Origin of the sequence: Erwinia typographi, assembly GCF_000773975.1 — a bacterium.
GTDB classification, from domain to species: Bacteria; Pseudomonadota; Gammaproteobacteria; order Enterobacterales; family Enterobacteriaceae; genus Erwinia; species Erwinia typographi.
This window is the reverse complement of record NZ_JRUQ01000026.1, coordinates 10,876-24,577: the sequence shown is the minus strand read 5'-3', so window position 1 is coordinate 24,577 and position 13,702 is coordinate 10,876. Positions and strand designations below refer to the sequence as shown.

General features: G+C 63.1%; 13 protein-coding genes. 6 read left to right on the top strand and 7 right to left on the bottom strand.

The window, feature by feature from the left end:
- From NG99_RS07105 to NG99_RS07085, 6 genes are all read left to right on the top strand, one after another.
- Entirely contained in the window at positions 1–510 is a 510-nt protein-coding gene (locus NG99_RS07105) for a hypothetical protein (protein ID WP_034890159.1), read from the top strand.
- A gap of 84 nt (positions 511–594) precedes the next feature.
- The gene (locus NG99_RS07100) at positions 595–1,128 is read left to right on the top strand and encodes a phospholipase D family nuclease (RefSeq protein WP_034890156.1); all 534 of its coding nucleotides are present in this window, start codon (positions 595–597) and stop codon (positions 1,126–1,128) included.
- Between the two features lie 92 nt (positions 1,129–1,220).
- Positions 1,221–1,613 (top strand): hypothetical protein, encoded by a 393-nt coding sequence (locus NG99_RS07095; protein WP_034890153.1) that lies wholly within the window; start codon positions 1,221–1,223, stop codon positions 1,611–1,613.
- Positions 1,614–1,762: 149 nt separating this feature from the next.
- Positions 1,763–2,011, top strand: a complete 249-nt coding sequence (gene repA, locus NG99_RS28090) for a replication regulatory protein RepA (RefSeq protein ID WP_072017554.1) — start codon at positions 1,763–1,765, stop codon at positions 2,009–2,011.
- 90 nt (positions 2,012–2,101) lie between these two features.
- Positions 2,102–2,317, top strand: a complete 216-nt coding sequence (locus NG99_RS30335; protein ID WP_034890150.1) for a hypothetical protein — start codon at positions 2,102–2,104, stop codon at positions 2,315–2,317.
- A complete protein-coding gene (locus NG99_RS07085; RefSeq protein WP_034890147.1) occupies positions 2,310–3,362 on the top strand; it encodes a hypothetical protein in 1,053 nt (350 codons plus the stop codon). The genes NG99_RS30335 and NG99_RS07085 overlap by 8 nt, the downstream gene beginning before the upstream one ends.
- 1,279 nt (positions 3,363–4,641) lie before the next feature.
- Here NG99_RS07085 and NG99_RS07075 read toward each other — a convergent pair.
- The 7 genes from NG99_RS07075 to NG99_RS07045 form a co-directional block, all read right to left on the bottom strand.
- Positions 4,642–5,223 carry a hypothetical protein gene (locus tag NG99_RS07075; RefSeq protein WP_052130591.1) on the bottom strand — a complete coding sequence of 194 codons (582 nt, stop codon included), beginning with the start codon at positions 5,221–5,223 and terminating at the stop codon, positions 4,642–4,644.
- Between the two features lie 93 nt (positions 5,224–5,316).
- Positions 5,317–6,357 carry a type VI secretion system baseplate subunit TssG gene (gene tssG / locus NG99_RS07070; protein ID WP_052130590.1) on the bottom strand — a complete coding sequence of 347 codons (1,041 nt, stop codon included), beginning with the start codon at positions 6,355–6,357 and terminating at the stop codon, positions 5,317–5,319.
- On the bottom strand, positions 6,354–8,144 hold the full coding sequence (gene tssF, locus NG99_RS07065; protein ID WP_034890141.1) for a type VI secretion system baseplate subunit TssF: 1,791 nt from the start codon (positions 8,142–8,144) through the stop codon (positions 6,354–6,356). Before tssF ends, tssG begins: the two co-directional genes overlap by 4 nt.
- A gap of 2 nt (positions 8,145–8,146) precedes the next feature.
- Positions 8,147–8,683, bottom strand: coding sequence for a type VI secretion system lipoprotein TssJ (gene tssJ, locus NG99_RS07060; RefSeq protein ID WP_034890138.1), 537 nt, complete (start codon positions 8,681–8,683; stop codon positions 8,147–8,149).
- On the bottom strand, positions 8,670–11,996 hold the full coding sequence (locus NG99_RS07055) for an ImcF-related family protein (RefSeq protein WP_034890136.1): 3,327 nt from the start codon (positions 11,994–11,996) through the stop codon (positions 8,670–8,672). Before NG99_RS07055 ends, tssJ begins: the two co-directional genes overlap by 14 nt.
- A complete protein-coding gene (locus NG99_RS07050; protein WP_052130589.1) occupies positions 11,989–13,404 on the bottom strand; it encodes a hypothetical protein in 1,416 nt (471 codons plus the stop codon). The genes NG99_RS07055 and NG99_RS07050 overlap by 8 nt, the downstream gene beginning before the upstream one ends.
- Complete coding sequence (locus NG99_RS07045; protein ID WP_034890133.1) at positions 13,405–13,659, bottom strand: PAAR domain-containing protein; 255 nt, start codon at positions 13,657–13,659, stop codon at positions 13,405–13,407. It abuts the gene before it with no gap.
- Positions 13,660–13,702: the final 43 nt, after the last annotated feature.

Here is a 13,702-nt window from a genome sequence, read left to right as displayed (position 1 = left end):
ATGATGACCTTACTGGCCCCGGCCACCGTGGCCGTGTTTGTGTACATGTTGCTGCTCTGGTTGCCGGAGCTGCAGGACCCCGCGCCGGTGCTGCGGCGCTGGAGCCGGACCGGCAGTAACCCGGCGGGCATCCACGCCGTTGATGCCGTGGTGACCGCCGCCACCGGCCGCTTTGCGGCGCGGCACGCGCTCACTGAGACGCAGACCGCCCTGCTGAACGGGATGAGCAGCCGTCCGGCGATGGTGCCGGTGACGCTGCTTATTCATCCGGCGCTGGTGCGCTATGACGGCACGCGCTTTGTGCGCGGTAGCGCGTTTAACCTGCTGCTGGCGGGGCTTGCCGGGCTGGGGCTGATATTTCCGCCGACGGTCGGCGCCGCGCTGGGTGACGTGCCGCTGTGGGTGTTCCCGCTGACGGACATCGTCACCTTCGCGATGGGCTGGTTTCTGCTGAAAAACGCGCTGTCAGATATCAGCCTGATTAACCTGGTGCTGACCGGGAAACACTGACGGCCTGCCGCCCTGCGGTTGGCCGGTCCCTCACAGACACGATTGAAAACCGCTGTCTGCTCACGACCCCTGAAAGGACATACCATGCACAAACGTCACCTGCCGCTGTTACTCAGCGGCCTGATACTGCTCTGCCCGCTGACCGTCCCGGCCGCCCCCGGCGTCAGCGTGGGCTTCTCACCGGAAGGTACGGCACAGACGCTGGTGCTGAACGTCATCGACAGCGCCACGCAGCAGATACGCCTCGCCGGTTACAGCTTCACCGCGCCCGATATCGTGCAGGCGCTTATCCGCGCGAAGGCACGGGGCGTGGACGTGAAGGTGGTGCTCGATGAGAAGGGCAACCGCAGCAAAACCAGCCTGGCGGCCATGAACCTGCTGGTCAGCAACGGCATCCCGGTGCGCACCAACGGTCGCTACGCGATCCTCCATGACAAGACCCTCATCACCGACGGCCGCACGGTGGAAACCGGCTCATTTAATTTTACGCGGTCGGCTGAGCAGCGGAACAGCGAGAACGCGCTGGTCATCCGCGACATGCCGGAGCTGGCAGAACGCTACCTCGCACACTGGCAGTCCCGCTGGGACGGCGGTGATGATTACCGCCTTCCGTACTGACTCACCCCCGATAATTGAACCTAATCAGGCGCTTACCATGACTGACATAACGCATAACCACTGTAACCCGGAACAGGACAGAGGGAGGATCGATGGCTAAAGAACGTTACCTGTTTGACGTGACGACCACGGACAGAATTGAGCACACAAAGGCGTACGAGGATTTTATCCGCAGCATCCGGCTTAACCTGCCCCGGGTGAAGAAAATTGAGGTGACCTGCTACCGGGCCGGTAATGCGGTCACCGAGCTGGTGATGTATCACAGCGAGGGCAGCCAGCTCTGCCTGACCATCTGGGAGGGGAAACTCAGCCTGCCCCCGCTGCTCCCGGACAATGTCCGCCTGTCGCTGCTGGAGATCTCGCTGCAGGACGTGACGGACATTCTGATCCTGGTGACGTCGCTGGCACGGGTGTACCGGCTGGCGCCGTATCTGCCGGGCGATCCGCACTCATCTGCGGTGCTGACGTTTATGCAGGAAGAGTAAAGTCGCTAATCTGAACGGTAAAAAGTACTCGATCACGTAATCGTCGGGTAGGTCTGTACGGCAACTGACCTTTCCGGTAAAAAGTGAACCCACTGACTAAATGCTGTGCTATCCTGCGGAAAAGTTTTCATTTTTTCTGAGGAGGCCTCATGCCACAGCAACAGTCATCAGCTGCGCAGCCTAAACAGAAACGCCCTTACAGAAAAGGTAATCCATTGTCAGGTACAGAAAGACAACTTGCCTCAATTGCCCGCAAACGTAATCATCAAAAAGAGATCAAAGTTTTTGTTGATCCGGATGTCAAAGCCATCCTGATGGATATGTGTAAGGAGCAAGGAGTGAGTCAGGCTGTTGTTCTGGAACGGCTTATAAAAGCGCATGCTGAAAATAAGAAGTGACTTCCGGGTTGACATTCCTTGATCCCACTCCGGTGTGGTGATAGATTACGGATCGTTTAGATATTCTGGCTGGCCACGCCGTAAGGTGGCATGGAACTGGTTCTGAAGAAGATTTACCGGAACCAGAAAAGAGAAAACCCCGATAACCTTTCGAAGTTTGCCGACTCTAGAAGGTTAACGGGGCATCACATAATCTGCATAGAAGCTGTTGCTCTATGCGGGGAGTATAGATTCATGCTCAGAAAAAGACAATACCTTCTGTGCTTACTCCTTCTGCGCGACATAAGCGCAGGCAGGAGTGGCTGACCAGATTGTTGCTTTACCTCATTCTGACACCCCCGGTTCATACCGGCCTTCACGGCGCGGCGAGTCCAACCGTCTCCGGAAAGGACTGTCCAAAACCCACCGTAATCATCAGCCCGTATTTAATGGTAAAACCCCGCGCGGCATGGCGGCCAAAGTCGTTGCCTGTTTCCGTGGCCACGACTGGTGCCGTAATCATGACCTGATTGCGCTGCGTCAGCAGGGCTACACGCCCTACACCCGCATGTTCGATCCGTCCTTCCGGCCGAAGCCGATGCGTATCACCCCGCGTTCAGAGAGCCGGGAAGCGCTCACCGCGCTGTCACTGGTGCTGGCGGCCAACTGCGACTACAGCCCGGACAGTGAATATATGTTCGAAGTGATGCTGCCGGTGGAAGAGATTGCCCGGCGGATGGGGGTGCTGCATGTCTACGAAAGCGGCCGTAAAGCCTACGACGTCCTGCTGCATGCGCTGCGCGTCCTCGAGCAGCTGGACTACGTCGTGGTTCACCGCGACCGCGATACCGACTCCGGCCAGAACAAGCCGGTGCGCATCTTCCTGACGGAGCGGTGCTTCACCTCACGCGGGATGACCGTCGAGAACGTGCGGGAGTGGCTGCACAAGTACCGCCAGTGGGCGGTGGCCACCGGCGTGGCCGAGTCAATGCGCGAGAAGTACGCCCGTCATCAGCTGAAGATGGCCAGGCTTGGCATTAATATCGACAGCCACCATTCCCTTAAAAACCGCCTGAAGAAGATAAAGCGCTGGGTGGTCAGCCCGGAGCTGAGGGCTGAACGGGAGCGCGTGGAGGAAGACCTGGGCGCGGTGCTCGATGAGCAGGCCCGCAAGCTGCGGCAGCTGCGTCCGCGCAGCACCGGCAACCGGTACGAAAGTGCATGGCGCCGGTTTATTGCCGGTGGCCAGTGCACGATGGCCATGCAGATGACGCTGGAAAACGCGCTGAAGGCGGACCACCCGCTGATGCACCATACTGACCCTGAAACGTACTACCGCCTGCTGCTGGAACGCGCTGGCGTCCCCCTTTAACACCCCTTTTTTAACTTACCGCGTCCTTCGCGGTTTTTGTGCTGGCGCTGAGCGGTAAACCGCGCATCCGGCAGGCATTCACACGCCCGTAACAGCCCTCCTGGCATCATAATGGCCACCCGGAAGAGTCCCGCACCGGCACCGTGGCCATCCCTGAACACAATTAAAGCAGTTAAATTCGGAACTGTGGCCATGCCCGCAGACTGCCTGCAGTTAACTTCGAAGTCCCTGCAGGTAAAAACGCTAATTTCGAACGTTACTTCTGAACAAAACATGCCCTTTAAAAAGGGAGTACTCTTGAGCCAGCCTGCCGCCTGGCATCAGGAGTAGCACCCCAGGCTTCGCCCGGGGCAAAATTATCCCTCCGGCCACCGTGCACACACTCCCACACCAGTATGAAGTAGCTCCCCGGACACGTCCGGGGCATCAGTCCGGCGAACATTTTAGTTACAACACTCACATAGCCCCCCGATCGGAGGCTGGATACTCTGCCGCTTACTAATCAGTGCCACGACTGAACCTCTGAGGATGTGTGGGAGTGTCGCTGTGAGAATAAAATACACGCCCGTAAGCGGCCCCCAAGGCCCGCTAACGCGGAGATACGCCCCGGCTGCGGCTACGCCTTGCCGTGACCACTCCGTCAGCGCAAATCAAGCTTCTTCATGGCTGAAAGCGGGTCTGGCTTTGCAGGGAGGGGGCTGGGATTGGTGAAATCTATCAAACCGGAGCGGCAAAGCCGCGTCACCGGCGACCCCTACCCTTCGCGATTCATGGAAGTGTATTTGTCGCCTTCATGCGTGAACGCATAAGACAATATTCTGATGGTACATTCAGTTAAGGGGGTTGACGCTCAACGGAGCGGTTTCACACGTTAAGCCTATTTTGTCCGATAAATCAGAATATTATGGACAGTGAAAAATGCGCCAAAAACGCTGTCTTTTTAATCGGAAAATGGTATTGAACGGACACCAGTGCCCACTAATTGATTTTTCGGACGACCTTTCTCGCCTGGCGTGAGTTTTCGTTCGACTGAGCATCAGACCCCTATTTCGCGAAGGCAGAACCCGTGCTGGAAAAGGCTGGAAATCCAGCCGCAGAATGTCTGAGCAATATGCGTGACACGATTGACGAAGTCAGACAAGAAACAGCACAAAACCCAGCAAAGTAATCCTCAGAACAAACCTGGCGATCGCCGGGTTTTCTTCATAAAGAATGTAGTGTAAATCACTATAAATATAGTCCCTTATCTCCTTAGCGTGGTTTTTTACACGGTTGACCCTCAAACCCCAAACAACGCCAGTTCATAATAATAAGGGGGATAGTCGTCAGCCCAGGCGATAAAAAGCTCACCGGCGCGGTCGATGTTTCCACAGCGTAACTGTTGTGACCCCAGCAGGTAGCGCACGCCCGGCTGATCGACCGGATTATACGCCAGCATCTTTTCCATCATCTGACTTGCGGCTCTGCCACGACCCAGCGGGATATACGAGACGGCCGCGCTGTGCAGCGCGCGTAAATAGGGGCGGTTGGCGACGTGTTTCCATTCAATCCGGCCATGAAAGCCCCCGGGGATCAGCCTGTTTCCCACGGCTACGCCGGCCAGCGCGGCCTTCAGCGCCTTTTTGGGGTTATCCTCTGATTCATTGAAGGCAAGCGACAGGTGCGCGTGGGCATCAATCAAATCAGGCTCTCTTTTGATCAGCATTTTCAGGCCCGTGAGGTAGTCTGTGTCCCGGATTGTCCCCGTCTGATAGCGTTTCAGTAACGCATCAACGCCATTCATGACCTGCCTGAAGCGCCCGTCGGGGTAAATGAACCTGCCGGTGCCCTCGTCGATGATAAACTGCAGCTTGTTGTCCATGCCGGTGTCCTTTCAGCGGTGACCTGTGACCCTTTCTGTTGCCTTCATGCGTGAACGCACAGGGCAACCCCCTGATAAAACATTCACCGCCCCCTATTCACGGCCGAATGTGGCGTCAGTTTTCCTGAGCCGGCCGACCTTTATCCGCGTGGTTGCCGGCAGTTCATCCAGATTATCGTCCCTCAGTCCCAGCATCATGTTGTAGCCGGAGAACAGCCCGGGAGCGCCCAGCCGGGGAACCGGCAGCAGTCGGGTGGGAATGGTCAGCCAGAGGCGCAGGTCATAATCGCAGCCCAGGCTGGTCTGTAATAATGTCATCACGTCCTGCCTGAGCTGACCATCCGGCATCCAGCCTCTGGCTTCATCCGGATCGTCCGTGGTCAGTTCAACCCGGGAACAGTACCCCGCAATGGTGGTTTCATCGCCCAGTATCGGGTGTTCACCGAGCGTCATGCCGTCCCGCAGGGAGAGGCGGGCCCGCTCTGTCACCGGCACCGTTACCGGATGATGCGGGTACACGTCAACCTGCGTGTGGGGGGCCTGGCTGCGGATGACTGCCGCTATGCCTTCCTCCGTGTGCGTCGGGTGCAGCAGGGGGGACAGGATGGCCAGTAAGCGTGATGCCGGCACCTCCCGGCTGCGGGTAATCCCCGTCAGCGCCATCAGGCTTTGCGAGACGGAGTCCGTGCCGCCGGGCTCAAAGGTGGCCGGGTAGCTGTACTTACGCCAGATGCGGTAAAACTGGGTCATCAGCCGGTGGTTGAAGATATCCAGAAATGCCGCCATCGCGTCCGCCCCGTCGCGTCCCTGGTTGATATCATCAATGATGGCCGTGGGGAGCGGCGAGTCCACGCCGTACAGGCCGAAGAACTGTGTCCTGACGGAGGGCGGCGCGTCCGGGTTCTCCGGGTCGGTTTCCGTGCATTTCAGCTCCCCTGACGGAAAGCCCAGCCGGGGGTTGGGCCGAAAGCGGACCGGGTCGCCGTCAGGCGTGCGCCCCGTACCCAGCCGGCTGCCGGTTATCCGCTCCGTCAGCTGACAGAAGCGGTAGAAGTTAAACCGCGCCGTCTGGTCACTGCCTTCGTCGTCCAGCCAGAACGGCGGCAGGGGCTTCTGGTCTTCTGCGTCGTTCACATCAGCACCCGGTCAATCCGGCGCTCAGGCCAGGCCCATTCGGTGCCGGAGCCGGTGAGCAGGACGGTCAGCTGGGTGAAACGCATAACGCTGGCGTACTGGGTCAGAAACTGCTCCAGCAGCTCGCAGAACAGCCGCGCGTCGCCGGTTCCGCTGAACTGCGTTTCGTCCAGCATCACGCGGATGCGGACCCCGTTCCAGTGGAACGACGTGTTATATGCCTGCCGCCAGCTGACGTGGCGGATACCGCTGATGCGCCGGCGGTTATGCTCATCATCGCCCCAGTTGAACAGCGACAGCGCCGCCCTGAGGTTTTCCGCATCGCTAATCATCTGGCTCAGCGCCCGGGGATGCAGCAGCGCCATCAGGTGCCACTGGTACAGCGGCGTGGTGGGCGGGTAAAACGGCATGGAGGGCAGTCCGCGGGTCTGTCCGCGCAGGGCGAGGTTGCCCGTGGCGTAATCAGCGTCAAACAGCGCCTGCTGCAGCGCCATCCGGGGGAAGGCCCCGTTGCTGCAGGTCAGGTTCAGCAGCAGCTTCACCCCCGGCTGCTGTTCGTGGGCCCGGCCGCCCGGCATCAGCACGGTTTCATGCAGGCCGCTGACGCCGCGCCAGATGCGGGTGTGAAAGTAACGGTCAGGCCACTGATTCTCATACCTGAGCATCCCGCCCTTCTGCCGGAAGTGGCGGTAGGGGGTGTAAGGCCGGGACTCATCCTCTTCCTCATCCTTCTGCACCACGGTGTCGACGCTGTAGATTTCGGTATGGCCGTCCGTCATCCGGTGCGGGCGCAGGCGGTAGCGTGTTTCTGCCGGCCGGGTCAGCAGCGGCTCGCCGGCCAGGCGAAAGAGATTAATCAGCGGGACGCAGTGCATGCGCAGGGCATCTTCCGGTATCACGGTGTCGTAAGGCAGCGGCACGGCCAGCGCCAGCTCCAGTTCGATATGCGTGGCGTTTGGTGCAACGCTGACCGTCTCCGGGCAGTTCAGCGTCAGAAAGAAATACCGCGCCGGGGAGGTGAAGTACTCGAGCAGCGGGCGGATTTCACCGCACAGCGCCGGGCTGTCGCTGTCGGGCCACAGGGGCGGATGCTGATGCAGCCAGCGTGGCGTGAAGGTGGCAGTGAACGGCAACGCCTCCGGGGCACCGCTGTGGCGCAGACGCACCCCGCGGACCTGCTGCGTCAGCGCCAGGTACAGCAGCGACTGCTGTACGCGGTCCCCGGTGATGCAGAGCGGAATGTCCTGCAGCCGCAGCGTTTTCGGCTCATTCTGCACCGGAAAGGTAAAGCGCAGCGTCAGGGCCTGGGTGCCGTCAGGGCGGGTATGCCGGGTAAGGCGCGCCAGCGAGAACGGATGCAGCACCAGGTCCCCGGTTGTGCGGTAAGGACAGCGGAGGCCGTTATGGTATTCACGGGGCTTCACCGGCAGACTCAGCAGCTCCGTTCCGGCCGGGAGCGTCTGCGCCTGCAGGTGCGTCAGCGGGTCAGCCGGCGAGAGCTCCACCACGGCGGTGGAGGGTAACGTGCGGTTGACCACCGGCAGCAGGTGGCTCAGCAGCGGTTCGGTCAGCTCGGGAACGTCATCATCAATCCGGCGCCGCACCTGCGCCATCATCAGCGAGAAGCCCTGGAACAGCTGCTCCACGGACGGGTCCGTTCTCAGCGACAGGCTGTCCACGCCGAGGCGGCGCCCCGCGTCCGGGTACTGCGCGGCAAACTCTCTGGCCGCGGCTTTCAGCCAGCGCATTTCGCCGTCAAAGTAGCGTAAAAAATCGTGGTCTGACATGTTCACTCCCTGCCCCGTATCCGGAGTTCCCGGTTGTTCAGTTCAATAATTGCCGGCCGGTCCGCGACCATATCATCGCGGGACAGGGTCAGCCGCCAGCTGTCCCGCTGCATATCCGGGTACAGGAAGAACGCCGCCACCGCCACCGCCTGCACGTCGTCAGCCAGCGGGATATTTACCGTGGTGGTGTTGCCCGGCAGCACCCTGACGCTCAGCGCCCTGCCCGACAGGTCCGCCGCCAGCGTGGCGGCATCCTGCTTCAGCAGCGCGCCGTAGGCGGCCTGAGTAAAGGCCGTGGTCTTTCGCAGCGGCCAGATGCGCACTTCGACCGGCGAGGACATCTGCGCCTCATCGGTATTCAGCGCGCTCCTCGCCGCCAGCTGCAGCTGCAGGGTGTCCACTTTTTTGTAGAAAATGGCGCGGGTGACGCTGCCCGCCCCTTTTTTCACGCTCTGCGTCAGGCCGCATCCGCTGAGCAGAACGGCCAGGATAAGTGCTGAAAGGCCGCGCAGGGCCCGGAGGTGTCTACGGCTGCCCATGGTCAGCGCCCTCCGCCGGACTGAACACGGTGGCGGGCAGCGTGAAGCCCTTCAGCGCCAGCAGGTCCAGCGGCCCGGCCCCGCTTTCTGTGCGCAGCAGCAGCGAAATGACCTGTCCGTTTTTATCCGTCCAGCTCAGCCGCCAGCGGCTGCTGTCAAGCTGCTCAGGGCGGGCTTTGTCCAGCAGCCTCAGCAGCGCCCAGGGGCCGTCAGCGGCCGCGACGGTCACCGGCGGCAGTACCGCATCGCCGTTCCGGTTCTCCGGGATGACGCTGAGCACCGCCTGCGGATGCGCGGTCTGCTTATCCGGCCAGGTGAAGGCCTGCCATTCGGCCTGCTGATTGAAGTATTTCAGCTGCGCGTCATCCAGCTGCAGGGTTGTCTCCACAATACCGCGCAGCGGCCGCATCTGAACGGCAAAGCTCAGGCGGGCTTCGCCCTGCGCAAACGCCTGGCGGCCGGTGCGGGCCAGCAGGTTGACGGCCGCCAGAAATGCCGGGTTGACCGTCATGGCCTGCTGTGTGGCGGCAACCGGCACCCACTCATCACCCTGTTTTTCCACCAGGCCGTGAAGCTGCTGGCTGATAAACTGCTCCACCACGCCGCGCTGTGGCGCGATGAAATGCGCCAGCAGGGGCAGCGACGCATCGCCGCTGCCGGCGGTAAACGGGTAACGTCCGCTGAACGCGGTCTGCCAGCTGTAAACCACCCGCTGCTGCCAGGCGTCATTGAGTGCCTGCGCGGCCGGGGTCAGGATGCTCTGCCAGGCCTGCTCCAGCGGTTCGCTGAAGGCGGCGGTGGCAAATCCGCTCCAGTCCTGCCCGAGGCTTGCCGCCATCAGTGAGCCGCGTGTGCGTGCAACGGACAGCGCGCTGTCCCTGCTGTGCAGCGTCTCCTGCATCAGGGCCAGCATTCCGCCCCGCGGGTCGTCTGACGTCGTGACCTGCTGCAGCAGGAGGCGCACCTGTGTCACCTGCAGCAGGTAGTCCTGCAGGGTCAGGCCGCCGGGCGGCGTGGCGGAGTCTTTCTGGCCCTCTTCTGCGGGCAGAATGGCCAGCAGCGGCGCGAAGGTCCGTGCCACCACCTCTGCAGGCCGGCTTTCCGGACTGTCTTCCCCGGCCGTCGCCGGCGGCGTTTCCGGCGTACCTGCGCCTGCTCCGGCGACCAGCTGTTTTGCCGACCGGAGCAGGGTGTCGCCCATGGTCCGGCCTTCCTGTCCCACGCCCGCCTGACGGCGCAGCATTCTGCCGAGCCGGATAAGCGGCGAGCGCTGGCTGTCGCCGAGCAGGCTCAGCTGGTCGAGGGTGTCGCTCAGCGTGGCGCCCTGCTGCCAGCGGAGACTGTTGAGAAACCCCAGCCAGGCGCCGGCATAATCGGCGAAATAGCGGGCGGTCAGGCGCCGGCGCAGCGCGTCTTCACTCAGCACCGGCGACGCCGCCGTTCCGGCCTCATCCAGCACCGGGTCCGTCGTGACCTGCCGCGCGGCGGAGACCTTTGCGATAAGGCCGCGTACCTCACTCTCCCAGGCTTCACGGGTGAAGATGCCCGGCAGCGCCTGGTCCGTGACCAGCAGGCCGGCGGCGGCGTCATCGTCCAGCAGCGCGCTGAGCGACAGGGCCGGATGGTGCTTTTTCGCCTGCAGCAGCACCGACTGATAGAGGGCGTTCTCACTGTTCCGCAGGCCTTTCTGGCCGCGCAGCAGCGTGCGTACGGCGGCAACCAGCCGGTCATCCGGCGCCTGCCGCCAGTCAGGATGCCGGGGCAGCTCGTGGCTGAAGAACGCCGTCATGCCTGAGGACAGCATCATCCATTCACCGGGCGGAATACGCGGGTCCGGTGCGGGCCACAGCGGCGTCAGGGTTTGCTGCAGAAACGCGGGCTCTGCCCGCTGCGGCTGCGTCAGCATCAGCAGGGTCTTGAGGTCCCGGTAGGTTTCGCCGGCCTGGCTGCGGCGCGCGGCGGAGCCGGGCGGCAGGTCGGTATACTGACGAAGGCGGGTGGTCAGCTGCGCCATCACCGGCGCCAGCATCAGCTGCTGAGCCTGCTGCTGCCAGACGGGCCACAGGCGTCTCAGCTGCCGCGCGTTCTGGTCCAGTCCTGAGCGGTACAGAAGCGGTGACCCTTCCCGGCTGCGCCAGAGCAGCACGGCGGTCTGACGCTGCAGCCCGCGCAGATGGCGCAGCCGGGCCGCCGTCTCCGTACCGGCGGCAGTCTGCGCCAGCAGCGCACTGTTTTCCTTAATCAGGCGGGCGTTCAGGCAGGCCGACGTCAGCATCCCGGCCCACCACACAGCGATGGCGGCCAGGGTGCCCCGGTACAGCCAGTCGCGGAAAATCAGCCGGTCCCGCTGCCCGCGGCGGATACGCGCCTGATGCAGCAGCGCGTACCAGGCGGGTGACAGGCTGATGTCCCGGTAACCGGCATGCTGGCCCGGCGGCGGGGGCGGCATAAAAAACACCCCGGAAAGCAGCACGCCGCTCTGTACATTCACGAGCGGCTGCAGCGTCGCGGCCAGCGGCGACAGTGCGGCGTGGCGGATATCCTGCGCCAGCTGCAGCAGCCAGCTCCAGCGCCGGTTATGCTGCACCTGTCTCATCCCCTGCGCCACCAGGTCCGGGACCAGCCCGTCCAGCCGGGCGCTGATGTCCACTGACGTGCCGGGCGTCCAGCAGAGGCCGGTCCCCTGCAGCGGGCGGTCGTACTGGTCGTGCTCATTCTCCCGCCGTACCACGGCATACACCGGCAGCCGCCAGCCCAGCTGCGCCCCGGTGCGTTTCAGCTGCTGCCAGAGCGCGTGGCGGGTGATGTCATCCCCGCGCCCGGCCTCTCCGGCGTCCGTTACCCACAGTACGGCGTTCAGGGCCCGTCGCCCGCGCCGGCGGCGCAGCCAGGCGATATCCGCGCCGGTTATCTGGCCGGGCTCACCGCACCACAGCAGTATCCCCCGGCGGCTGACCTGCCAGCGTTCGGTTATCAGCCCCGGCATCAGCGACTCAACGAGTGCGGCCTGCCCGGTGACCAGCAGCCACGGCAGCCGCTTTTTACGCGCCTGCCAGAACGGCGAAGGATGCCGGTCACACAGCGGCCCCAGGACGCGCTCCGCGTCGTCGTCCTGTCTGTCCGCCGGGCGCAGCCAGGGCAGCAGCTGTACGGCAAAGCCAAAGCGCATGACCAGCAGCCAGCCCAGAAGAATGCCGGCCTGCACAATCCGGACGGTGCCCGGGGCGGAAAACCAGTGCGGGGCCTGTATCTGGCAGAGTGCCAGCAGCAGCAGGGCCGTCACCAGCCAGAACAGGGAGGCCATTTTACTCATGAGAACGTGTTTCCGCCGTCAGCCATTCCTCTTCCAGCCGGTACTGCCAGAGCGTCAGCGCCAGCGGAATGGCAAAGGCCAGCAGCAGGGCATACAGGGCGAAGCCCGCCAGCAGCCACGGCCAGAGCGCCAGGCGGATGGCGGGAGACGGCAGCAGGCCGTACAGGGTCAGCAGGCAGGCTGACGCGCCCAGCCACGCCAGCGGGTAGCGTGAAATGCGGTCTTCCGGCGCGGGCACGGCATCCGCCGGCCGGACGCTGACCTGCACGCAGGCGATACTGTCCCCCACCGGCGCCACCACCATCTGCCCCTGCTGACCGGTATCGGTGGCCGCTGCCGCGAGGGTCAGCGCCAGCATAAACCCCGCGGGCCCCTGTTCGCCCACCCGTGACGGCAGCAGATGCATACCGGTGGCGGGCAGCGGCTCGCCGTAAATATCCAGCGTGGCGAGCAGCGTGTTGCGGGCGCGGGCATCCAGCCCGGCGTCCCACAGATGGCGGCGGTGACCGGGAGGGCACTGCTGAACATCCAGCAGCGCGGTCAGTTTTTTCTCGGGGGCCTGACGGGGCGTCAGCAGCGGGCGGAATACGTGCACCGGGCGAAACGGCAGCCGTTCCGGCAGGCGCTGATTACGCGGCATGAACAGGAGGGCGCAGCTGAACTCCATCGCTTTAGCGTCATCCTGAATCTGATGCAGGCACAGCACCAGCCGGGGAATATCCGACGGCTCATCACACCAGCGGTCAAACAGCAGGGCATCCGCAGGCTGTTCCAGCCAGTGGACGCGGGCGTCAGCGAGCGGGCGGTTCAGCAGCGACTGCCAGCCCTGCGCCAGCGCCAGACGGCAGTCCTCTTCCTCCTGTCCGGCGGCGGACAGCCAGAGCTCCACCACCGGCAGGGCGGTCAGGGCCGGCGTCAGCGGAGCCAGTAAACTCAGAAAAAGCGGGCGCAGCGGCGACTCCCCGAGCTTACTGCCGGCATCCGGCGGTAAGCGCAGCGTGGCGGACGGCGCGTCCGGCGGCGTGCCGCTCATGCCGGTGATGCGAGACATCAGGTCCGGCTCCGGGGTGACCAGATGCCAGGCGGCCAGCGTCAGGGCGCGACGGCCCAGCACCATCCACTGCGCGCGTTTACGGTCAAGAAACAGATGCCGCCACGCAATCTCACGCCGGCGGTGCAGCAGGTGGCTCAGCCAGAACAGGCCCAGCGTCCCCGCAACCAGCAGGGGCGCCGTCACCAGCCAGAACCAGAAGCGCAGGCTGGCAAAGCCCCGCTCAACCGGCCAGGTGAACAGCAGTATCACGCCGGCAACGGCCACACAGGCCAGCGGCAGAATGAGCCACGCCCACCAGGCCGGAAACGCCGGCCGCGTTTTACGCGCCAGCGGCGGCAAAATCCATTGCATCACTTACTCTGCTCCTGCGCCCGGCAGCGTGGTGCGCAGTACGCACCCGCAGGCTGACTTACAGCCATCGACAATGACCGCCCGGCCGGACATTATCCAGGTCGGGTGCCCTTCCGTCACCGCAGACTGTCCGTGCTGCGGGCACGAAACCGTATCCCCGGCCAGCATCACCTTTTTACCGGCAAACAGCGCGCCGGAGGCGGTGGCGACGGTACCGCCGTGTGAATGGGGGTCGCCAAGGCGAATGACTCCGCGCATAATCAGTTTCCGTTACTCATTCGGTAAATATCGATGGGCAGCA